Origin of the sequence: Parabacteroides sp. AF39-10AC, assembly GCF_003635405.1 — a bacterium.
GTDB classification, from domain to species: domain Bacteria; phylum Bacteroidota; class Bacteroidia; order Bacteroidales; family Tannerellaceae; genus Parabacteroides; species Parabacteroides distasonis.
The window spans coordinates 183,339-205,438 of record NZ_QTLP01000007.1; the positions used below are offsets into that span (position 1 = coordinate 183,339).

The following is a 22,100-nucleotide window of genomic DNA, read 5'->3' on the forward strand; positions in this document are numbered from 1 at the left end:
GCGGCTGCTTGCCGCCGTTACTTTCTTCCGTGAGCCTGCCAGCGGGTGAAGAAAGTAACAAAGAAGCCTTTCGTTTTCCCTATCATGGAAACATCCCGCCGATGCTTCCCGGCGGGATGTCTGCCCGATATTTACGCTTTGCGTATCATTCCATACCCGGTTTCCCAAGAGGATGATAAAAACGAATGTCGCAACTATAAATCCTCATAGTGAATAAATTTTACACCAAGTATGCACACGGTTTCTTCTTCCTCGATGTCATATTTCCATGTCCGTTTATTGACAAGCATTTCCGTGTCGCAATCGAACCATTCCATTACAGGCGCATCATCTTCTTCGTCCGCCCATTTGAAAACCTGATTGGACGGCGTTTTCCATAATTCAGCACTGTCACGTTCGGAAATACAGTCCTTGTCCATAATGATGATGTCACCTACTGCCGGAACTGTATCTGTTTCCAACGTGGTTTCTATGTACCACGAGATGCCTTCTATATCCAATTCTATTTTTACCATGTCGTTTTATTATTAGGGGGTTATTGTTTCCGTTTCTTCTTCGCTGTTGTCATTATTAAATGATAGTGTAAGTTGCTGCATCTGCCCGAAGCTGTCGATGATATAAATGTCAATCGTCTGCTGGTCGGTCGATGCCGAGGTGTAGTAGAGCCAGAACGTTTCTTTCTCCAGCGGGTAGAGGTCATTGGGCAGGAACACCGTGCCGTTATCCATTTCCAGCTTCCCTTTGCCGTCCGGCTGGAAATACCTTATCTGATAGGTAGTCGGCTGGTAATAGCCGCCACGCACCAGTCGGCAGCGTATTTCGGCGGTTTCCCCGACTTTCAGCCTTTTGGGTACTGGCAGTGTTTCGATGCTGAACGGGTACGCCTGCTGAATATCCAAGTTGTCATTACAGGCGGTGACAAGCACGAGGGCGGCCACGATGTAGCAGCCCATGATGATTTTATACATTACATTCTTCATATACATTATTATATAGCGGTCAGTTGATAATGAATTTCAGTCCCAAAGATACCTGCGTGTGGAACTTGCCTATGTCCGAGCCGAACAACGCCCGTTCCCTTGCACTGACAAGCAAGGCTATCCGGTCGGTCAGGTAGGCTTCCAGTTCCAGCGTCAGCGCACCGCCGTAGATGAAGCAATCCTTATCCAGCAAGGTAGAGCCGTCCGGCAGCAGCTTTTCGCTTCGGTTGCTTGTTTCGTACCCGGCGAGAGCCGACAATCCCAATGAAAGGAAAAAAGTCTTTCGCCTGTCCGATAGGAATTTCAGGTAATAGCCGCCCTCTGCGGTGAACTGTTCTACGGGTATCTGCATATCCTTGTAGTCATACTTCTTGTGCAGGTATTCGCCGCCAATCACCCAGCGGTTGGCGTTCTTGGTGTAAACGCTGTACGCCGCCCCGATGTGGTAGGCAAAATCCGTGTCGGAGTTCCAATGCACCCCGTCCGCCATGCCCGCCGTGACTTGCAAGCCTTTCATGCCCGGCAGGTATCTTTGCGCATGTGCCTGAAACGAGGTCAGGCACAGCGCAAAGAGCATCATTATAAAGATGTGTCTTTTCATTCCCTATTTGATTTTTAGTTCGTCAATCACTTCTGCGTTCACGATGTCGGCGTTCTCCACCCGTATGGTCTGATGCCGCCCGCCGTTCTTCTCGTAGAGTTCCACGACCAGCAGCTTGTCGTCAGGAATGGTGAACTTCGGCAGGGCGTACACCGTGCGCACGGTACTTTTTCCTGCAATCTCTATCACCTCGTTGTAGCTACGTACCGCATCCAGCACCGTTTCCTGAATAGCCGTGCGCTTGGGTACTTTCTTATCGGTTATCTTAAACTTGATGAAGTCGGTATCGAAAGGCACGTTGGAACTGTTCTTTGTCTGCGTGTGTACATAGAGCATCCCGTTATAGGTGTAAATCCCCTTGATTAAGAACTGTATGCCGAAACGCTTGCTACCCAAGTGGCGCACTTTCCGGTCATTGTTCTTGTAGATGCTCTGCATTATCAGTTTCACCAATAGCGGGCTTTCATTCCCCAGTTCCCGGAAATAGATGTTCATCCGGGTATGTGAGAAGTCGGACGTATCTTCATTCTCCAAGAAGTCTTTCATTTCGATGTTGAGCATTTCCGGTTCACGGGCGTACTTGGCGTTGAACGAAAAGAAACTGCCGTCCTCGCAGATAACGGAGAAGTTCGTTTCTCCCGGAAAGCCCTCTGTCGTGGCTTTCACCCTGATTACGTTCTCCGCACCGTCCGCCTTGCCCGCTATGATATGGTTGCTTCCCAAATCGACATAGCGGACGGCGGCGGGGAAGATGATATGCACCGTCTTGGCAAAGGTCACTTCCACGCCGTAGGGCGTAACCATTTGGCGGTACGGGAGTTTCCGGGTAATCCCCCGGTACAAGTCGTTGCCAGCCGCATACTTCACGGTGTCAGTGGTTTGTGCGTTTGCCGCACACACGCCCAGCAAGAGGGCGAACATTACAAAAATCTGTTTCATTGCTAATTGAAATTTTAACGGTTGATAAAATGGTTATTGTTGTTTGGCGTAAAGCATCACCCTGTACCCGGCTTTCAGCTTCACTTTCACGGTTCGGAACTTCTTGGCGAGGTAGCCGGACGTTCCTTGCAGCAATCCCCTTGTCACGTCCATAGCCACCTGCTGCCCGGCACTTTGGGCAAAGGAAATGCTTGTACCCAGCCCGCTTCCGATATTCGCCATAGCTTCGTTGAACGCTTCCTGCTCCATAGAGGACGGGACGGACAGCCCCTTTTGCCCGTCCGTGTCGAACACGGCGAGTTCCACCGGGATGATGTTGCCAGCGTACTCAATCGAGGACACCAGTATGTCAAGCCGCTCGCCCTGCACCTTTGCCGTCCCCGCCACGAGGGTATTCTTCGGCACGACTATGTTCCCCGCCTGCATGGGTTCGAGCAGCCGTAGTTTCACCGCCTGCCCGTCCGTCAGGGTTTGGTCTTGGTGGATGCAGGCGGCTACCGTGTTCTTTCCCATAGCGTACCCCGTGCCTACTGCCGTGTTGAAGCCGTAGTTTCGTGGCTGGCTGTAAGCCCGGATGAAGTCGGCATCGCTCATGGGCTGCCGCAATCCCGAAACGGTCGTTTCCCTGACAGCCTGCACCGCCACCGCATCCGGCTTGCGGTCAATGTCGCCCGTTACCGGGACTTGTGCGACTTGTCCCTGCCCGCCGTTCATGTACTTTGCCGCCAGCTCGTAGGACTTTTCCAAGAGTGCCATTTGGTCGTCAGCGGTGGGTGTGGCGTTCTGTTGTTGCAGCCTATCGGTCAGTTCCGCTACCTGCCGCTTCAAGTCCTCTTTTTCCTCGTCCACCGCCGGAGTTTCATAGAACGTGCTTAACTGGCGGTTGATGTCCCGGTAAGCGTATGCCGAAGAAGCACCGCCGCCCCTTTGGGGCTTCGCATCCTCTTCCGGCATCAGGTCGATTTCCGCTTGCGGTTCTTCCGCTTCATCGTTCCCGGTGAAACCGAAGTCCTGCAAGGACTGTATCTTCTCCTGCTGCCTGCGGCTTATCATCGCCTGTTCGTAAGCCTTTTGCTTGTCGGCTATAATCCCGTCCTCTGCGGGCAGGGGTATGTCGGCGTTGAAGCCGCCCACGCTTTCCACGTTCACGTCCTCTTTGCCGGAGGGTGCGAATATCAGGTACATGCACCCGGCAAAGGCAAGGAACATCAGCGGGAAGACTATCATTTTCCTGCGCTGCTGCACCTGCTGCGGGGTAAGTTCCCGTTTGGGTTTATCTTCCTTTTTCGGCTTCCCGTCCGCCTGCGGTACGGTCGTGCCGTTCTCATTCTTCTGTACTTCTTCCATATTGCGGTCTGTTTAAGGGGTTGATACTTTTGGTTGTGTCGTTGCCGTGCAACGGCAGTTGCCTGATGTGTTCTATTTGCAGCCGCCTGCCGTCCCGCTTCCCGATGTTGTAGATTGATGAAACGGTAATGTAGATAGACAAGCCGCCAAGGAAGAAGAACATCACGAGGATAACCGCCAGCCTTTTGCCCGGCGTAATCCGTCCGCACATTCGGCGCAGGCGGTCGTCCGCCCAGTCCCGCACCTTTCCGATGTAGTTTCGTTTTCTTTCCATAAGGCTATCTCTTAATGGTCTGCAAATCCTTGTTCTCGGTAATGGTGAACGCTTCGATGATGAAGCCGTGCGGGTTGTTGTCGCTCCGTGTGGCGTTGAGCAGGCGGCACGAGGTCACAAGGCTTCGCACCGTCAGGCTGCTTTCCCGGACAATCAACTGGCGGGCATACGTGTTCACCTTGTAGGGGTACTGGTCGAAGTCGCACTTCACGCTGTCAATCTCCACCGTCTGCGTGACGTTTCCGGAAATCACCCGGTTGTAGTAGCCCTTTTCCGCCAAGTCCTTGTAATAGTTGAAAGCGGTCTTGTCGGCGAGGAACAGCGAGCGTTTGATGTTGCTTTCGATAGCCCCCTTGTCGGGTGAGAGCGTGAAGAAAAGTTCGTGGAAACGCCGCACGTGCGACTTGGCTTCCACGGGTCTGTTCTGCGCCATGTCCTGCGAGAGTGCCAGCATCAGGCTTTTGCCGTTGTCGAGGACGTATATCTTCTGCCGCTGCTTTTCGGCGAAGCTGTACGAGTTCCACACGGCAAAGCCCGTCACCAGTGCGCACAGGCAGATGAATACCAGCGCAAAGAGCCTGATTTGCCGGAAACTCGTTTCGATGTTCGTTAATGACTTAAATTCCATATACTAAATATTGATGTTGGTTATTTGAGTAGTTTCCCGGTTACTTTCCCGCTTGCCGCACCGACCGCCGCCCCGGCGATTGACCCAGCCCGTGCCACGTTGCGGTTATAGGCAGACGTACCGCCAGCCGACACTATCCAGCTTGCCACCGTTGGAATGGTGAAGTAGCCCACGATGCCGATAATCATAAAGATTACATACACGGTGCTGCTCCCGTCAGGAATGAAATTCGGGTCTGAAAGCTGCTCGATGTCTTTTTGTAGCATCAGGGTTTGTATGCGTGCCAGCACGCTGCTGAACAAGTCCGACACGGGTAGCCACAGGTAAATGGATATATAGCGTGAAATCCACTGGGTCAGCGTGCTTTGGAAACCGTCATAGACGGAAATCGCAAACGCCAGCGGACCCAGTATGCTTAACACGATTAGGAAGAACGTGCGCAGCGTGTCTATAATCAGCCCCGCCGCCTGAAAGAGCATTTCCAGCAGTTCCCTGAACCAGTCCCGGACGGACTTCTTTATATTGTACGCCGCCCTGTCCATATACATACCCGTCATAGTTACCATATCGGAGGGCGACCAGCCCAGTTCTTCCAGTTGCCTGTCAAATTCCTCGTCCGAAGCGAGGTAAGCCGTTTCGGGGCTACGCATCAGGGCTTCATATTCCAGTCGGTCTTTCTGTGCCCGGTATTCGTTCATGTCGAAAGTCTGCGTTTCCATAAGTTGGTTGCACCCTTTCACCACTGGCGACAATACCGTGTTGATAGTCCCCAGCACGAACGTGGGAAAGAACATGATGCACAGCCCCAGCGCAAAGGGACGCAGGAGCGGGTACACGTCTATGGGTTCGGCACGTGCGAGCGACTGCCACACTTTGGCGGCTACATAGAACAGCGCACCCAGCCCGGCTATTCCTTTGGCTACCCCCGTCATGTTGCTGCACAAGGGCATCATTTCATCGTACAGCACCCGCAACACTTGGTGCAGGTTGTCAAAATCCACCGCTGCTAATAACATAGGCATACCGATTTATATGTTACCAGTAGCGTTCATCCGCCGAGCCGTAAAGAGCCAGCACCCGGTCTGTGTCGTTCTTCTTCTTTGCCCGCAGGTAGGACACGGATATGTTCTTTCGGGTGTAGTAGTTCACGAGGTTGCGGTAGTTGAGCAGGCTTTTGTAGGCGTTGTTGATTACCGCCAGCCTTTCGGCATCCGTCAGCGACATACCCGTCACGTTCACTACATTCTTCAAGTCCTGCAACACGTCCGCACTTTCGGAGAGCAGCTTGGCATACCCGGCTGAAATGGCGGTGAGTTCATCCGGCGTGTAGTTCGGGTCAGCCAGCATGTTCTGGTAGTTTCGCACGTAGATTTCGGATATTTCCGCCACCAGTTCAATGGACTTCTTCACCTTGATGCCGCCCTTGACAACATCGTGTACCGCTTTGAGCGCATCGTAATAGACTTTTCCCTGCTGGAAAATCTTCTGCGCTTCCATGAAGCCGTCCAGCGTGTTTTTGGCTGTGGTGGAAGTCTGCACTATCTGCTTGGTGGTGTTGATGATGCCCTGTGCCAAATTGCCGGGGTCTGACACCACCCACTGTGCGGATGCGTTGCCGATGAAGCAAAGGCATACCGCCATAAGGAGAATTGTTCTTTTCATGTTCCTGATTTTTAAGTTGTTGATGATTGGGGATTACGTTTGCTTTCTGCAAGCCTCTTGATAGCCAGTTCAAGGTTGCCGCCCAGCTTGTCGGCAAGTGCGAACAGTTCCATTTTCTCGCTTTCCTCTGTCGTGAAGGTGTAATATTCTTCCAATGAAACTTCTGTGGCGTACACCGCCGACTGCGTGCCGCCCAGCGAGAAGAAAACTTCCTTGTACTTCCGTCCGGGGTGGTTCGCCATGTTGATAGACAATATCTGCGAACGCTCCTTGTCGGTCAGTCCCAAGAGGTTCTGTATGCTGTCAAACTTGTTGAGATATTTTCTTTGGTCTAACAGGATTTTGCAGTCCGAGTTATTGATGATACTCTCTTTCACGATAGGGGAAGAAATAATATCCTCAATCTCTTGCGTGACTACAATCGCTTCCCCGAAATATTTTCGGACGGTTTTGTAGAGGTAGCGGATATAGTCCGCCATGTTCGCCGATGCAATCGCTTTCCACGCTTCCTCGATTAGTATTAACTTCCTTATTCCCTTTAACTTGCGCATCTTGTTTATAAAGGCTTCCATGATGATGATAGTCGTTACCGGGAATAAAATCTTGTGGTCTTTGATGTTGTCCAACTCAAAGACAATGAAGCGTTTGTGCAACAAATCCAGTTCCTTGTCGGAGTTCAGCAGGTAGTCGTACTCACCGCCACGATAGTACGGTTCAAGCACGTTCAGGAAATTGTTTATGTCAAAATCCTTTTCCCTGACGTTCTTCTGTTCAAGCTGTCGGCGGTAATCATCCCGGACAAACTCGTAGAACGTGTTGAAGCAGGGCGTTACCGAACGGTCTTTGCCTGTCAGTTCGATATAGGCACTCACGGCGTTTGACAACGCCACTTCTTCCGACCGCTTCGGGGCTTCATCATCCCGCTTCCACAGGGTGAGTATAAGGGTCTTGATGCTCTCTTTCTTCTCTATGTCGAATACCCCGTCCTCGACATAGAACGGGTTGAACGCTATCGGGTTCTCGTTGGTGTAGGTGAAATAAATCCCGTCCTCGCCGTGCGTGCGGTTGTGGATAAGCTGGGACAGCCCCAAGTAACTGTTACCCGTATCTACCAGCAGCACGTGCGCCCCCTGCTCGTAATACTGACGCACCATGTGGTTGGTAAAGAAAGACTTACCCGACCCGCTCGGCCCAAGTATGAACTTGTTGCGGTTGGTCGTGATGCCTTTCTTCATGGGCAAATCCGATATGTCGATATGCAGCGGGCGACCGCTCACCCTGTCCACCATTTTGATGCCGAACGGCGAAAGCGAACTCTTGTAGTTCGTTTCTTCCACGAACAGGCAGAGAGCCTGCCCCAAGAACGTGTAGAAACTTTCCTCTGCGGGGAAGTCCGCTTCGTTTCCGGGTATGCCCGCCCAAAAGAGCGTGGGCGTATCGACCGTGTTGTGGCGTGGCTTGCACTCCATTAGCGCAAGCTGGCTTCCCACATCGTTGCGTATGCGTTTGAGTTCTTCCCGGTCGTCACTCCATGCCATGACGTTGCAGTGGCAGCGCACCGATACAAGCCCCTTGCTGTGCGCTTCGTTCAGGTACTCGTCTATCCATTCCTTGTTCACTTGGTTGGCACGGGAATAACGGGAGAGCGATTGCATGTTCCGGGCGGTCTGCTCGAAGTTCTTCAGGTTTTCGGCGTGGTCGTCTATGAAGATGAACTGGTTATAGACGTGGTTGCACGACAACAGCACGCCCACCGGGGCGGCGAATGACAGTCGGCAGTCGCTCCGGTCAGTGGACAGCTTCTCAAACCGTGTGTCCGTCCCGACCTTTCCGGGCAAATCTTCCACGTCCGAAAGCGTGTGCAGGCACAGTATGTCGTCCCCGACACGCATTTCTTCCGGGTACAGCCCGATGTCTTTCAGGCAGGTGGTATCTGTCTGCGATAGCGAGAAGTATTTCTCGATGATGCCCGCCTTTCCGTCCTGCCCGGTGATTTCCGATGCCGCCAGCCGGGTAAGGGTGACAAACCCGCTGTCGTTCATAATCCTTTCAAACTGCCCGACCGCTTCGATGAACTTTGCCGCCGCTTCCTTGTCGGCTATCTCCTGCGGTACAATCCTGCCCCGGCATAGGGTGGAGAAGTCGCTCTGTCGGCGGCTTCTCTCCCTTGTCGTCTTTGTCAGGAACAGGTAGCAGTAATGGTTCAGGAACGGGCGTTCATTGAAGTGCCGTTCAAAGGAGCGGCTTAAAAAACTAAGCTCGTCCCTTTCCGTGTCGGGCTGGTAGTTCTCCTTGATGAAGAAGTCCTGCTTGTGTACTATGGAGTAGTCGGGCAGCACCTTGATTGCCTTGTACCATGCCGAATGTATGGCTTCGTACTCGGCACTGGTGACGGTGAACAGTTCGGGCAGTTCCACCCTGAAAGCCACCGTTATGTCCGCATCCTTTGAAATGATGCAGCCGTTCTCCACCGCCAAAAGGGGGAATTTCCTTTCCAGCGTGGTAGCCTTTAACATATTTCTCATGGTCTTTCTTCCTTTCTTTTTTTGTAGGTGAATAATCGGGGTATCGCCTTTCGGCTGATAATGAAGCGTGGATGCCGTTTGCGTGCGGCGGCTTTCATCAGCCCGTGCGTGCCGTACTTGGCGTTGAGCCGGAACGTCTGCCACACGAGCAGCAGCGAAGCCGACACGATGAAACCGATACATAGCCACTGGTTCACGCCCGCCATGAACAGGACGATGAACACCACGAAGACGGCGAGCAAGCCGCCGCAAAAGATAAAGAGGTACTGGCTTTTCAGCCCCTTGAACTCCACGGGCTTCCCGATACCCCTGTTTACCTGATATTTTTCGGGCTTAGCCCTCAACAACTCGTCAGACATAGCCGCAGGTTTAGAGGAAGAACGAGCGCAGGATAGTGGCGGCTACAATCAGGAAGATGCACGCCCCGAACCAACTGGCGGCGGTCTTTGAGGTGTCGGGGTCGCCGCTTGAAAACTTGTTATATACTTTTCCCCCGCCAATCAAGCCGCAGACCGCCCCGATTGCGTACACCAGTTTTGTTCCGGGGTCGAAATACCCGGTGATTAGGTTCGTGGCTTCGGTGATGCCCGCCTGCCCGTTTCCTTGTGCGTAGGCACTTACCACGGCGGCAAGTATAGCCGCCGACAAGAAGATTTTCTTTCTCATTGTGATTTGTTTTTAATGCCGGGCGGCGGGTGGATAGTCCGCCTTTCCCGGCTGGTGAATAATTTGAAATTTTAGTGGTCGGGGATAGTCCCGTTTGTCTGTTTGGTTTTCAGGTTGCCAATCAACCGTAATCACGCTGTTTCATGCTGTCAGGCTTATACATTATTATATTATAGGAAATCGTTCATGTCGAACGCTTCGTGTTCCTTGCTTTTATTGCCAGCTTCGGCAGGGACAGCAGCCGCAGCCAGTTCCGCTTCGTTGCGTCCCAGCAGTTCCGCCACCTTTGCCAGCCCGCCGTTGATGTTCTCCACCACCGCATCGTAGAGGTTCGTCCCCTCAATCCTTGCCAGTGTCCCGGCGGCTTGCCGCTGTTCCGTTTCGGTGGGGTTGTCGGCGTTCGCCGTGCGTACCGCTTCGCCCAGTTCGTCAAAGCTCACGCCCGTAGCCCGCCCGGTATCATCGTCACCGTCCATGTACCCGGCTATTTCCTCGTCCTCGTAGTCGGGTTCGTCATTCTCGTAACCGGGCGTTTCTTCCGGCAGTCCGTCAGCCTGCGGCGCAAAAATAGTATCATTTTCAGCCGCTTGCGGGAGGTGTCCCGATTTGTCCTGCGCTGTCTGAAATTGTCCGCTCTTGTATCGGCTTTCACCTATCAGCGTGTAGCCTGAAACCCCGTTTCGTGGAAGCGGCGCATCATCCGTTTTGCCCGGTGATGTCCGGCTGTCCGTGTAGCGATACCACAGCCACAGGGCGATGTAGTACACCAAAAGCCCGGTAAGTATGCAATAGATTACCATAGTCAGACAGGCTTTTGGAAGTGGCTTTCGTACAGGGTGTTTATCTCGTCTTGGTACTGCTCGAAGTGGCGCAGCAGAATGTTTTCCACGTAGCTGCTTACCGTCACCTTTCGCCCGCCTATCACCGTCACGATACGCATCAGCTTCTCATGCGTGGTTCGGCTCACGTACAAGGGCTGTCGGTCTGCCAGTTCCACTTTCTGAAAGTAGGTTTCCCGGTAGTCGCCCGAACCGCCCTTGCGCTTGCGGGGTGTCGGTTTCTCTACTTGCACTGTTTCAGCCTGCCGTCCCTCGTGGGCGGTTTCCGTTTCGCTGCCGGGCTGCGGTTCATCATCCGGCTGGCTCTCCCGCTTGGCGGGTACACCCTGCGAGATAAGTTCCCGCATAAAATCCTCGTCTATCTTCGGCATCCCGCCGCTTTGCTTTGCCATATCATTTTAATTTGATGTAGTACACTATTTCGGTTATCAGTTCTTCCAAGTTGCTTCCCCTTACCAACGGGCGGCTGGCGGGAAAGAGCGTGGAGCGGAACACCGCCTTTTTATCCGCCACCAGTTCCTTTTTGTAGCGTTTGGTATCGGGGATAAAGGTTTTCATCAGCGGCAGTTCCAGTTCCTTAATGGTCTTGTCGTAGGCGGTGTAAAGGTCTGTTTTCTCCCTACCGTCCACCATGTTCCAAAAGAGGTACAGCCCGGCAAGTCGGCAGGCTTCATTCCTCACCAATAGCTTTTGGATAGCCATTGCGAACGACAGGCTGCTTTCCAGCACCACCTTGTCGGCTGAAATGGGGGTGAAAATGTAGTCCATGCCCGCAAGGGAGTTTATCACGCCCTCGCTGTTCACCGTGCCGGGCAGGTCGAAAAACACTATATCCGGCACGTGTCCGGCGGCTATATGTTCGTCAGCCGTTGCAATCGCCTTTTCAGGTGAACTGCACAATACCGGGTAGGCTTTCTTCCCCAGCCGGGTGAACTGCTCATACGCCATTCGCTTGTAATCTTCATCCGCCCCGACCTGCTCGGCATCCCGCTTTCGCATCCCGGCAATGGAGTGTTGCGGGTAGTCGCAATCGACCACCGCCACATCGTAGCCTTTGAGGTAGTATAGGTAACTCGCCGCCAGCACGGTAAAGGTGGTTTTGCCGACCCCGCCCTTTTGGGTGGAAAAGGCGACATAAAGGGGTGTTTTCTCGTTTTCCATATTGCTTCCGTTCATTATTGGTTGATAGATTTGTTTATTGCTTTCAATCATTCATTCTTTCCATGTTGCAATCTTGAAATATTGAAAGACTGTTTTATTTCAATCTTGTTTTCCTGCTTTCATTCTTTCTTGAAATATTGAAATCCTGCAATCATGTTTTATTGAAATCCTGCTTTCAATCATTCTTTCCTGATTGGAATATTTCTTTCAATCTTGCTTTCAATATTGAAATCCGATGCAAAAAAAGGGAGAAAAAACGTCCCCTGAAAACCTTGTCCCGATTTGTCCTGCGCTGTCCCGTTTTGTCCACCAACCACCTATTTTACAGCATTATAAATCACCGTTACTTTGCAGCGGAGTAACGAACCGCAGGGGGCGCAGGTGTAAAACAGGGCTGGTGAATGGCTGGGCTTACCGTTCCACGCTAACCCCAATCCGTCCGTGACGGATTTCGATTTTCGTCAGAAAATAGCAAGGTGTGTTTTGTAGCATACAAAACCGTTTTCCGTGCCTGAAAACGCCTTGCCCCTTGCGGGGGTAAAAATCACTCCGAAGTCGTAATTTTTTAATCCAAAGAAGCATGGAAACAAGAAGAACCAACAAGGGCGGTCGCCCCGCCCTCGCAGACCCGGCGAAGCATCGCCATGTCCTTTACCTGAACGACCGGGAGAACGCCCGCTTCCTCTCGCAGTGGGAGCAGTCGGGCGTTACGAGCAAGTCCCGTTTCATCGCCGCCCGGCTGTTCGGCGAGCCGTTCCGGGTGGTGAAAGTGGACAAATCGGCAGTAGAATATTGCGCCCGGCTGACCGAATTTTACGCCCAGTTCCGGGCGGTTGCGGTCAATTACAACCAAGTCGTAAAGGCGTTACACGGCAACTTTTCGGAGAAAAAGGCATTGGCTTTTCTCTATAAACTGGAGAAAGCGACCACCGAACTGGCGGTACTGAACCGCCAAGTTATTGCATTAACCAATGAATGCAAGGAACTATGGTTGCCAAAATAAGCACGGGCGGCAATATGTTCGGCGCACTGGTGTACAACCAAAACAAGGTGGACAGCGAGGAAGCAAAGGTGCTTTTTTCCAACAAAATGCTGTTGAGCGAGGACGGGAACTTCTCTATCGGCGAGTGTATGCGCAGCTTTGAAATGCAGATGCCCGTCCAGCTATCCACCAAGAAGCCGATACTTCATATTTCCATAAACCCGCACCCGGAAGACGTGCTGACCGACCAGCAGCTTTCCGACATAGCCAAAGAGTATATGCAGAAGTTGGGCTATGGCAACCAGCCTTATTTGGTGTACAAGCATACCGACATCGGCCGCCACCATATCCACATCGTGGGGTTGCGGGTGGACGAGAACGGCAGACCGCTGAATGACAAGTTCGAGCATCGTCGCAGCAAGCAAATCACCCGTGAACTGGAAAAGAAATACAACCTGCACCCGGCAGAGCGAAAGGAACGTGCCGAACGTCCGGAACTTAAAAAGGTGGATTATGCCACCGGGGACGTGAAGCACCAAATCGGCAACACCGTGAAAGCGGCTTGCTACGGCTACCGCTTCCAATCGTTCGGGGAATACAAGGCTTTGCTTGCCGTTTACAACGTCTGCGCCGAGGATGTCAAGGGTGAAGTGAACGGCAAGCCCTATCAGGGCATAGTCTATTCCGCCATGAACGACAAGGGAGAAAAGGCGGGCAACCCGGTAAAGGCTTCCCGCATCGGCAAGTCGGTAGGTTATGAAGCGGTGCAGCGCAGAATGGAGAAATCGGGCGAGCTGATTAAGAACGGCAAGCTGAAAGAGCGCACCCGGAAGATTGTAGCCACTGCCATGCAGACCGCCCACAGCCGCAAGGAACTGGAACAGCAGCTAAAGAAGCAGGGCATTGACGTGGTATTCCGTCAGAATGACAGCGGGCGCATCTATGGCGTTACGTTCATCGACCATGACAACCGGGTGGTGCTGAACGGTTCACGCTTGGGCAAGGAGTATTCGGCGAACGTGTTCAACGAACGTTTTTCGGGCGAAACCGGAAAGATGCACCAGTCCGAATTGTCAGCACCACAGCAAGACCAGCCCACGCATCAGGAACAGCCGGGCTTCACGCCGAAATCCGATATCGTTCCGGGTGTGGCTTCGGTGCTGGGTGCTTTCGGTGGATTGCTTGGCGGCGGTGCATCAGGCGGTGACGAGCCGCAGGACACCGCCCGCCAAAAGAGAAAGAAGAAAAAGAAGCGCACAAGGCGCATCGACTAACTTAAAAAACATTACAATCATGCAACAGGAAGATGATTTGAGAGGGCTTGCACGGGTCATGGACTTTATGCGGGCTATCAGTATTCTATTCGTGGGAATAAACGTGTACTGGTTCTGTTACTCCACCCTGAAAGAATGGGGAGTGACATTTGAGGTGATAGACAAGATACTGTGGAACTTCCAGCGTACCACCGGGCTGTTCTCGTCCGTTCTTTGGACAAAACTTTTTTCGGTGGTGTTCCTCGCCCTGTCGTGCATCGGTACTAAGGGAGTGAAAGAGGAAAAGATAACGTGGACGAAGATACATTGCAGTCTTGTGGCGGGTGTCGTGTTGTTTTTCCTGAACTGGTGGCTGCTGGAACTTCCGCTGCCACATACGGCGGACACTGTGTTTTATATCGCCACGCTGTCGGCGGGCTATATCTGTATGCTCATGGCGGGTACATGGATGTCCCGGCTGTTGAAGAACAACCTGATGGATGATGTCTTTAACACGGAAAACGAAAGTTTCCAGCAGGAAACAAGGCTTATCGAAAATGAATACTCTGTAAACTTGCCTACCCGGTTCTACTATAAGAAGAAGTGGAACAACGGCTATATTAACGTTGTAAACGTTTTTCGTGCGAGTATCGTGTTAGGAACGCCGGGCAGTGGTAAGTCATACGCAGTAGTAAATAATTATATAAAACAGCAAATCGAGAAAGGTTTTGCGCTCTACTGCTATGATTATAAGTTTCCCGATTTATCGGAAATCGCTTATAATCATTTGCTTAACCACTTGGACGGGTATAAGGTAAAGCCCAAATTCTACATTATCAATTTTGACGACCCACGCAAGAGCCACCGATGCAACCCGATAAACGCCAGTTTCATGTCGGACATTGCGGATGCCTATGAAGCAAGCTACACGATAATGCTTAACCTCAATCGAAGTTGGATAAGCAAGCAGGGCGACTTCTTCGTGGAAAGCCCGATTATTCTTTTGGCGGCTATAATTTGGTATCTCCGTATCTATCAAGGCGGTAAGTATTGCACGTTCCCCCATGCCATTGAACTGCTAAATAAGAAATACGCTGATGTTTTCACGATTTTACGCAGTTATCCCGAACTGGAAAACTATCTTTCCCCGTTCGTGGATGCTTGGGAAAGTTCGGCAGTTGAACAGTTGCAGGGGCAGATTGCCAGTGCGAAAATCCCGCTTTCAAGGATGATAAGCCCGGCACTTTACTGGGTAATGACGGGTGATGATTTTTCACTCGACATCAACAACCCGAAAGAGCCTAAAATACTGGTTGTCGGCAACAATCCCAACCGCCAAAATATCTACTCGGCAGCACTGGGCTTATATAATTCCCGTATCGTGAAGCTGATAAACAAGAAAGGTCAGCTTAAAAGTTCGGTGATAATAGACGAGTTGCCAACGATTTATTTTCGTGGGCTTGACAACCTGATTGCTACTGCCCGAAGCAACAAGGTGGCGGTTCTGCTGGGCTTTCAGGATTACAGCCAGCTTACCCGTGACTACGGGGACAAGGAAAGCCGGGTGATACAAAATACTGTGGGCAACGTGTTTAGCGGTCAGGTAGTCGGTGAAACGGCAAAAATCCTTTCCGAGCGTTTCGGAAAGGTGTTGCAGAAACGGCAGAGCATGACAATCAACCAGCGGGAGAAGTCCACCTCTATAAGTACCCAAATGGACAGCCTGATACCCGCCAGTAAAATATCCAACCTCACGCAAGGCATGTTCGTGGGTGCTGTGGCGGACAACTTCGATGAACGGATAGAGCAGAAGATTTTCCACTGCGAAATCGTGGTGGACAATGAAAAGGTGAAGCGGGAAACCGCCCGTTACGTGAAGCTGCCGCAGATAATCGACTTCACCGACAAGGACGGCAACGACCGGATGCAGGAGGAGATACAAGCCAACTATGACCGCATCCGGCAGGAAGTCCGGCAGATTGTCGAGGACGAGATAACCCGGATTAAGAACGACCCGGAGCTATGCCATTTGATAAAAGAGGAAGAATAGCTGTATATAATATAATGTATGGAGTGAAGAACAGCCGATGTAGCTTTACGGTTGTTCTTCATTCTGTTTTTTTGTGCGGTAGGCTTCAAAACGCACTAATATTTCGTGCAGGTTCTTCAATGTTTCCACAGCCTTGCCTATCGGCGGCATATTGCTTTTGTCAAAGGTCAGTTTCTTCAAATCGGTAGTGTACGCCGTAGCCACTTCGGGTAACGCCATGACCGCTTCGGCATCCTTGAATATCGGAGCATCAGCCAGCGACAAGTGCGAACGGGAGTTTTTGTTTAGCCCGTCCTCTATCGTCACCCGGTACATGGCATCCAAGAAATCTTCCGAATGTAGGTAATCGTTATATCCCTGATTGTGGTAGAGTGCCGACAAGTCGTAAACGTCACGGATATGCTTTGCCAGCAGTGCGGCTGCATCCTCATTGTAAGACAGCTTTACCAGCCTTGAAACCTTGTCGCAGATAGTCTTTCGGGGATTGATGCACTGCGTTTCAAAACTTCCCAGCCCGTAGGTGCTTATCAGTTCCTCTTGCCCGATGCTTTCAAGAAAGGCGGTCACAATCGGTTTGATAACCCGCTTGTCCGCCGGGTAGAACATCAGTTTTTTGTCCGGCAGGTCACAGGATTTTATCTCTACTTCCAAATGCTCTTTTAGTCCCACACCCTGAAATACATTGTCATACGAGAAATACAGTTTGCGGTAATTACCGCCCGTTTCCGACAAATCTTCCTTGTATATGTCACTGTTAAGTTCGGCTATATATTTGGAAAGTTTCTTGTTCAATGTCTTTTCAGCCTGCTTGGACGCACCTTTGTCACCCGTGAACACGAACAAGTCCAAATCTTCCGAGAAGCGTTCTATCAGCCCGTAGGCTTTGGAAAGTGAAGTCCCGCCTTTGAAGTAGGTCTTATCCGCATATTCGGACATGGAAATATCCCGCAGTATCTTCGATACCCAGTAATCCTTTTCCACGTGCGACTGCTCGTAGCCGAAATGTTCAGCCGCCAGTGCGATGATTTCCTTGAACGCTTCCTTGTCCGAATGTAAATTCATATTTCTGTCCTATGCCGTTTTATAATCCAAGTTGAACCGTGTCGTGGGAAGAATGGTCTTTGCCATTTCTGTTTGCAATACGGTTTGTCTGATGTCGCCCAGTATGTCCGCCACCACCTTTCTGACACGTGGCGGGTAACTTTTCGCCAAAGATACGATTTTTTCCAGTTCCGGCAGGCTGTACCCGTTGAAATATTGGCTCTTGACCCGGTTGTAGATGTCCTGCCCGGTTGTTCCGGGTATGCGCTTCATGTCCTTTATCGCATCGAGCAGCCGCAAGTACGGGACAAGGCTTTCATCCGGGTAGTCCATGCAGTAGGCTTTCACGCACTCTATATCCAAGTTCTTGAAACGGAAACGGCGAACCGGGTTAGGAGTGGCTATCGTTATGGTTGTGGCAACCTGTTCGGTCAGCCCCATTTTGTTATAGATGTAAGCCCCCGTGATATAGCCGTTCAGTTTTTCAGTCAGGTAGCGGAACTGTTCATCCTGATAGACTGGCAGCTTTCCCAGCCCCAGCACTGATTTCTTGGGACGGTAGTACGCCCCCTTTTCAACCCGTACCAGTACCCCTTTGCGGCTCTGTTCGGAGAGCAGCACCGCAACATTGGCGGTCTTTTCCGTTTCAAACGATAAATCCCGGAACGTGAATATACGCCCGGTATCTATCCGTTCAATCTGCCCAAGTATCTCTTTTCTGAATGAAGCCATATTTATGTCCTTTGTTTCTATATGCAAAGATAGTATATTATGTAATCACCTGCAAAAACATAACAAAGATTTTGCCGAAGATGTTTTCTTTTTGTCGTGTCACCTGATAATAGGAGAATAACGGAAACTCAATCAAAGGCTTGCCATACGCTTCATAAACGCTTCACAAATGGCTCACAAGTATAATGCGATTTTTGTAAAACTGTTGATTATAAGCCGAAAACAATATATACAAATGGCTCACAAATGGCTCGTTTAAAGCAAGCGATTAACTTCGGTCTGTACCCGTTTTAAATCTCCAACCAACAGTTGGAGATTTACCGCACCCGGATAATTTCAAGCTCCGCAGGACAGATTCGGGCATCCCTTGCCCCCGTTTTTAGTCGCTATCTGTAGACTGGACTATTATTATACCATTCAATAATCAAATCATTATCGTTATTATGGACATTTAAAGTGAAAAAGATATTCCTATAATGATTAAAGCAATAGATGCAAATATGTATCTATATCTTTTTGTAGAAAACATTGCTCCTATACAAGAGATAGATACAGCAAATTGCATACATTTTAAACTTAACTCTGTAGTCTTAAATATACACATAGACAAAAAAGATAATGCCAAAACAAATAGTATAGCATTCAATATATATTTCAGTTTCATATTCCTTTGATTTACATTGACCTTATTAGCAGTAGCATATAAATTGCTCATCCTAACCCAATAACCAATCCTATACAAAAGAACAAGGTGAATCTCTTTTCCTTGTGTTTCAGCCCATAGACCAGCCCGATAATAGCACATAAAGGAATATTAGATGAATCTGCATTTTTTCCTTTATTTACAAGGTATTTATGACTTTCTTTGCTCAATTTGCAAATCTCACGGTTCTCATTGTTCTGTTGTAGCATACATTTATGCAACTTAATGTTCCCATGATTCAGTTTAATCTATTTTCTCTAATTCAATTGTAGCTACTTTCTCTTTATCTGGACTAATTTCATTCTGTATAATGGTTATATGTTTTTGGGTATAGCTTTTGATAATCCAAGGGGCTCCACCCAAATATAAAGCATTGCTATTAAATGTGATATATTTCCCTTCTATTGTATAAGTAATATCAATTTCATCGTAACCTTCCCAATTTACTTTCCCTTTCCGAGTATCTACAAATTGCATACCGACCCCCATATTTTGTACTGTCCAAGCCTCACAATGCCCTGTTCCACGCCATGAAGTCTGATAAAGTGCTTCGGGGGTTAATTCATTTGTCTGTTCATTATCATCGTCGCAGCTTATAAAGCTGAATGTACAGAGGAATAGCATAAGTATTCCAAGAATTTCTTTTGTTTTCATATTCTTTTTTTTAATCTCTTGTTTAACTCATTCAATCTTTATTTTGTCTCTTCGTTGAACCAACCAAAGATAAGACAAAGATAAAAAGAAGAATTCTTTGGCAGATTAAGATACTCTTGGAATATTGTTATGAATGTAAATTTCTAAACCTATGTTTATTTTTTGTTGTCAAAACTTTGCTTGCGTCTGATTCGGCTCATGTGTATGGGTGTAATTTTAAGGTAGGATGCTATTTCTTTTAGTGATACCATTTGAAGGATTGCAGGGCATTTTTTTAAAAGTTGGAGGTAACGCTCTTCCGGTGTGAATCTGAATAAATCCAAATAACGTGAATATGATTGGAAAAACATCTGTTCGGCTGCAATACGGGCTATCCGTTGGTTTTCATTATTTTCCTTGAATTTTTGCTGTAAGAATGTAGAAGAACAGATGTAAATCTCGCACGGGATTATCGCCTGTATATTCAATTCTGATTTCATGCCATATAAGCAAGTGGGATAATCGGCTATAAATTCATTTGGAAAGGAAAAACCGACATTATACGGCTTGTTTTCTGTCCGGTTGGTGCAACTGTATTTGACTACGCCTGATAAGATAAACCCGAAGAAAGAACAGGCATCACCTTCATGGAGAATAAACTCATTCTTTTTATAATGTCGTAACTCTCCATGTTTCAGACACAACTCCTTGAAGAAGTCTATGTCTATGTTACTCATATATGAATTGAATTCGGCTATCATTTGTATATAAGAGAAATGTATAAAAAATATCTGAATTTCCATGTTTGGAGTTTAGTCTGTTTTTTGTCTATATATCCAAACCGTACTAAACTTTTTTCTGTTGACTGCAAGATATAAGTACTGGCGAAAAGAGTAAGAATAAAAGGTATTTCTTTTTGACAGTATTACTTTTAATAATTTGAGGAGGAAATAATACTCTAAGTAAAGGCTTATTCTACCGTCCGAGAGCTTATTTTGCTCCAGCTTGGGGTTTTCTTTCGTTTTATTTTCTAACATTGCCATTGTTTAGAGGTTTTATCTCGATTTAGGTGCCGTAACCGGGTAATTACACTAAATAGTTGATTTTCTTTTGTTTTCTGCGGATGCAAAGGTACAAAAGAAAATGATATTTCAAAGTGTACTGAATAACAGAAAATGGCAAAAATAGAGAAAAACAGAAAATATTCAAATGACTGATAATAAGAAAGATGAATTATTTTTATTCTATAATCTCCATGTCTTGTATCGGCATTGGCATTGGGTGGTAAAGAAGCAATAGATAACATCCATATTCTAAAAACTATTCCCTACATAGAAATGTCACTCCAATCTATCGGGGATTTGAAACGAGTGCAATAACAGATTACTAACGAAGCGCGATGACGCTTAAACAGTGTTCCCCGCTAATCCATTAAAGGGTTCACATATGGTTCATACTCGAATGATTTTCTTTTGCAAAATATGCAAATTACTTGAGTTTTAGCTATTTCAAAAAACGACCAAAGGGTTCACAAAGGGTTCATCGAAAGAGAGTGAAATCATTCACTCTCTTTTTTTATGCCCTTTTCAATTCTGCAACCAATGGTTGCGGAATTTCATCCCACCCGGACAAATCGGGACACCGCAGGACAAATTCGGACAGCCCTTGCCGCCCGTCCAAATATAGCATATTTAGTCGCTACCTTTGGGCGGGACTATTCCCGTAACCACTAAAATTCCAATTATTTATGGCAAACAGAATGACCCCGCCCGCAGAGGGGCAGGAAAAAGACGTGCTGCTGGTCTTGGATAAACAGCAGGGCAAGGTGAGTGCCGTTAAGGGTATCGACAAGGAGGGCAATTTGCAGACCGTGCCGCCGACACACGGCGGCGAGTTCATGCAGGTGGACAAGAACAGCGATGTGTTCAGCAACTTCATTTCCAACTTCTACCGCAAGTATCAGGACACTTCCGGGCTGGAACTGTTCAGCGTCAAGGCTTCCGAAGCGGAGCGGGACGCAAAGGCAATCGAGGACAACCACCGCAACCCTACACCGGAGGGCAACAAGCGGGCTGAAATGCTTCGAGTTCCGAAGCCCGACTTCCACGAGTTCAAGCAGGGCTACCGCTTCGACCCGTCAAAAATCGACTGGGAGAACCTGAAAAAAGTCGGCATCACCGCCGACACCCTGAAAAACACGAAGGACTTCGACCGGGTGATGCGTGGCTACAAGTCCCGAAATACCTACACCGTTTCGGGGACGGTGGGCGGCTTCTACCTCAAACCTACCGATGTCAAGCTCTCTTTCTATCAGGCAAAGGACGGCACGGTAATACCCAAGCTGCACGGCGTGCAGCAGGACGAAAAGCTGTTGCAACGCCCGTTCCATGAACACGGGTTCACCAAGCAGGAACAGGGCAACTTGCAAGGCACTGGCAACTTGGGCGGCATCGCTGAAATCAAAGACCCGAAAAGCGGCGAGCAAATCCCCGTGTTTGTCAGCCGGGACAGGTACACGCACGAACTGGAATACATGCGGGCTGACAAATGGAAATGCCCCGATACAATCTGTAACGTGCAAGTCAGCCCGGAACAGAAAGCCGCCTTTGAAGCCGGGCAAGCGGTGAAAATGGAAAACCTGCAATTCAGGGACGGCACGAAGCGCAGTGCCTATTTGCAGGTCAGTGCGGTGGAGCGTGGCTTGGAGTTCCTGCCCCGTGCCGCCGTCCAGTTCTTGCAGCAGGGACAGCAGCCCGCAGAACAGCAGGTAGCCGGGATAAAGGACGGAAAGGGCGTTGAGTTCAACGGTCATGTGCAGCCCGGCGTACAGGGCAAATCCCCCGACAAGGTGCAGCCGAAAGACGTTACCCCCGCCGCCGAGAGCCGGACGCAGGTAGCGGTCAATTCGGGGGGCAAGACCAACGAAGCCACCAAGCAGGGCAAAGAGCCGCTGAAACAGGGTCAGGACAAGCCCACCGCCAAGCAGAAAGAGAAGCAGGACAAGGCGCAGGACAAGAGCCTGAAAGCGGACAAGCCCAAGAAGTCCAGAGGAATGAAAATGTAGTACCCACCTTAAAAAGTAAA

General features: G+C 49.5%; 23 protein-coding genes. 4 read left to right on the forward strand and 19 right to left on the reverse strand.

Annotated features, from left to right (window positions below):
- Positions 1 to 194 precede the first annotated feature (194 nt).
- The 15 genes from DW033_RS08915 to DW033_RS08985 form a co-directional block, all read right to left on the reverse strand.
- Entirely contained in the window at positions 195 to 515 is a 321-nt protein-coding gene (locus DW033_RS08915) for a hypothetical protein (RefSeq protein ID WP_007754121.1), read from the reverse strand.
- Positions 516 to 527: 12 nt separating this feature from the next.
- Entirely contained in the window at positions 528 to 986 is a 459-nt protein-coding gene (locus tag DW033_RS08920; RefSeq protein ID WP_007754124.1) for a DUF3872 domain-containing protein, read from the reverse strand.
- A 13-nt stretch (positions 987 to 999) separates the two neighbouring features.
- The gene (locus DW033_RS08925; RefSeq protein ID WP_007754126.1) at positions 1,000 to 1,581 is read right to left on the reverse strand and encodes a conjugal transfer protein TraO; all 582 of its coding nucleotides are present in this window, start codon (positions 1,579 to 1,581) and stop codon (positions 1,000 to 1,002) included.
- Positions 1,582 to 1,584: 3 nt separating this feature from the next.
- The gene (gene traN / locus DW033_RS08930) at positions 1,585 to 2,520 is read right to left on the reverse strand and encodes a conjugative transposon protein TraN (RefSeq protein ID WP_007754128.1); all 936 of its coding nucleotides are present in this window, start codon (positions 2,518 to 2,520) and stop codon (positions 1,585 to 1,587) included.
- Between the two features lie 33 nt (positions 2,521 to 2,553).
- The gene (gene traM, locus DW033_RS08935; RefSeq protein WP_007754131.1) at positions 2,554 to 3,867 is read right to left on the reverse strand and encodes a conjugative transposon protein TraM; all 1,314 of its coding nucleotides are present in this window, start codon (positions 3,865 to 3,867) and stop codon (positions 2,554 to 2,556) included.
- Positions 3,845 to 4,141 (reverse strand): TraL conjugative transposon family protein, encoded by a 297-nt coding sequence (locus DW033_RS08940; protein WP_007754134.1) that lies wholly within the window; start codon positions 4,139 to 4,141, stop codon positions 3,845 to 3,847. The genes traM and DW033_RS08940 overlap by 23 nt, the downstream gene beginning before the upstream one ends.
- Positions 4,142 to 4,145: 4 nt before the next feature.
- The gene (gene traK, locus DW033_RS08945) at positions 4,146 to 4,769 is read right to left on the reverse strand and encodes a conjugative transposon protein TraK (RefSeq protein ID WP_004325451.1); all 624 of its coding nucleotides are present in this window, start codon (positions 4,767 to 4,769) and stop codon (positions 4,146 to 4,148) included.
- Positions 4,770 to 4,789: 20 nt separating this feature from the next.
- On the reverse strand, positions 4,790 to 5,785 hold the full coding sequence (traJ, locus tag DW033_RS08950) for a conjugative transposon protein TraJ (RefSeq protein WP_028728967.1): 996 nt from the start codon (positions 5,783 to 5,785) through the stop codon (positions 4,790 to 4,792).
- A 19-nt stretch (positions 5,786 to 5,804) separates the two neighbouring features.
- Positions 5,805 to 6,431, reverse strand: coding sequence for a DUF4141 domain-containing protein (locus DW033_RS08955; RefSeq protein ID WP_007566703.1), 627 nt, complete (start codon positions 6,429 to 6,431; stop codon positions 5,805 to 5,807).
- A gap of 11 nt (positions 6,432 to 6,442) precedes the next feature.
- Complete coding sequence (locus DW033_RS08960) at positions 6,443 to 8,956, reverse strand: TraG family conjugative transposon ATPase (RefSeq protein ID WP_007566701.1); 2,514 nt, start codon at positions 8,954 to 8,956, stop codon at positions 6,443 to 6,445.
- Entirely contained in the window at positions 8,953 to 9,315 is a 363-nt protein-coding gene (locus tag DW033_RS08965) for a DUF4133 domain-containing protein (RefSeq protein WP_007566699.1), read from the reverse strand. Before DW033_RS08965 ends, DW033_RS08960 begins: the two co-directional genes overlap by 4 nt.
- A gap of 10 nt (positions 9,316 to 9,325) precedes the next feature.
- Positions 9,326 to 9,622, reverse strand: coding sequence for a DUF4134 domain-containing protein (locus DW033_RS08970; protein ID WP_032581307.1), 297 nt, complete (start codon positions 9,620 to 9,622; stop codon positions 9,326 to 9,328).
- A 170-nt stretch (positions 9,623 to 9,792) separates the two neighbouring features.
- Positions 9,793 to 10,422 carry a hypothetical protein gene (locus tag DW033_RS08975; protein ID WP_007478186.1) on the reverse strand — a complete coding sequence of 210 codons (630 nt, stop codon included), beginning with the start codon at positions 10,420 to 10,422 and terminating at the stop codon, positions 9,793 to 9,795.
- Positions 10,423 to 10,424: 2 nt separating this feature from the next.
- Positions 10,425 to 10,853 (reverse strand): DUF3408 domain-containing protein, encoded by a 429-nt coding sequence (locus DW033_RS08980; protein WP_007478184.1) that lies wholly within the window; start codon positions 10,851 to 10,853, stop codon positions 10,425 to 10,427.
- 1 nt (position 10,854) lies between these two features.
- Positions 10,855 to 11,637 carry a ParA family protein gene (locus DW033_RS08985; protein ID WP_005924189.1) on the reverse strand — a complete coding sequence of 261 codons (783 nt, stop codon included), beginning with the start codon at positions 11,635 to 11,637 and terminating at the stop codon, positions 10,855 to 10,857.
- Positions 11,638 to 12,202: 565 nt separating this feature from the next.
- On the opposite strand from DW033_RS08985, the gene mobA reads away from it, so the two are divergent.
- Genes mobA through mobC form a run of 3 tightly spaced genes read left to right on the forward strand, consistent with a single transcriptional unit; the run spans position 12,203 to position 15,907 of the window.
- On the forward strand, positions 12,203 to 12,625 hold the full coding sequence (gene mobA, locus DW033_RS08995; protein WP_118023850.1) for a conjugal transfer protein MobA: 423 nt from the start codon (positions 12,203 to 12,205) through the stop codon (positions 12,623 to 12,625).
- Positions 12,610 to 13,878, forward strand: a complete 1,269-nt coding sequence (gene mobB / locus DW033_RS09000) for a conjugal transfer protein MobB (protein ID WP_118023849.1) — start codon at positions 12,610 to 12,612, stop codon at positions 13,876 to 13,878. The genes mobA and mobB overlap by 16 nt, the downstream gene beginning before the upstream one ends.
- Positions 13,879 to 13,897: 19 nt before the next feature.
- Entirely contained in the window at positions 13,898 to 15,907 is a 2,010-nt protein-coding gene (mobC, locus tag DW033_RS09005; RefSeq protein WP_118023848.1) for a conjugal transfer protein MobC, read from the forward strand.
- Between the two features lie 45 nt (positions 15,908 to 15,952).
- Here mobC and DW033_RS09010 read toward each other — a convergent pair whose 3' ends face one another.
- The 4 genes from DW033_RS09010 to DW033_RS09035 form a co-directional block, all read right to left on the reverse strand.
- The gene (locus DW033_RS09010; RefSeq protein WP_032588333.1) at positions 15,953 to 16,969 is read right to left on the reverse strand and encodes a nucleotidyl transferase AbiEii/AbiGii toxin family protein; all 1,017 of its coding nucleotides are present in this window, start codon (positions 16,967 to 16,969) and stop codon (positions 15,953 to 15,955) included.
- A gap of 9 nt (positions 16,970 to 16,978) precedes the next feature.
- Entirely contained in the window at positions 16,979 to 17,680 is a 702-nt protein-coding gene (locus DW033_RS09015) for a DUF6088 family protein (RefSeq protein WP_011202384.1), read from the reverse strand.
- Positions 17,681 to 18,626: 946 nt separating this feature from the next.
- Entirely contained in the window at positions 18,627 to 19,037 is a 411-nt protein-coding gene (locus DW033_RS09030; protein ID WP_004309979.1) for a hypothetical protein, read from the reverse strand.
- A 155-nt stretch (positions 19,038 to 19,192) separates the two neighbouring features.
- Positions 19,193 to 19,819 (reverse strand): Crp/Fnr family transcriptional regulator, encoded by a 627-nt coding sequence (locus DW033_RS09035; protein WP_004309980.1) that lies wholly within the window; start codon positions 19,817 to 19,819, stop codon positions 19,193 to 19,195.
- A 944-nt stretch (positions 19,820 to 20,763) separates the two neighbouring features.
- Here DW033_RS09035 and DW033_RS09060 point away from each other — a divergent pair.
- Positions 20,764 to 22,080 (forward strand): DUF4099 domain-containing protein, encoded by a 1,317-nt coding sequence (locus DW033_RS09060; protein ID WP_118023847.1) that lies wholly within the window; start codon positions 20,764 to 20,766, stop codon positions 22,078 to 22,080.
- The last annotated feature ends 20 nt before the right edge of the window (positions 22,081 to 22,100 follow it).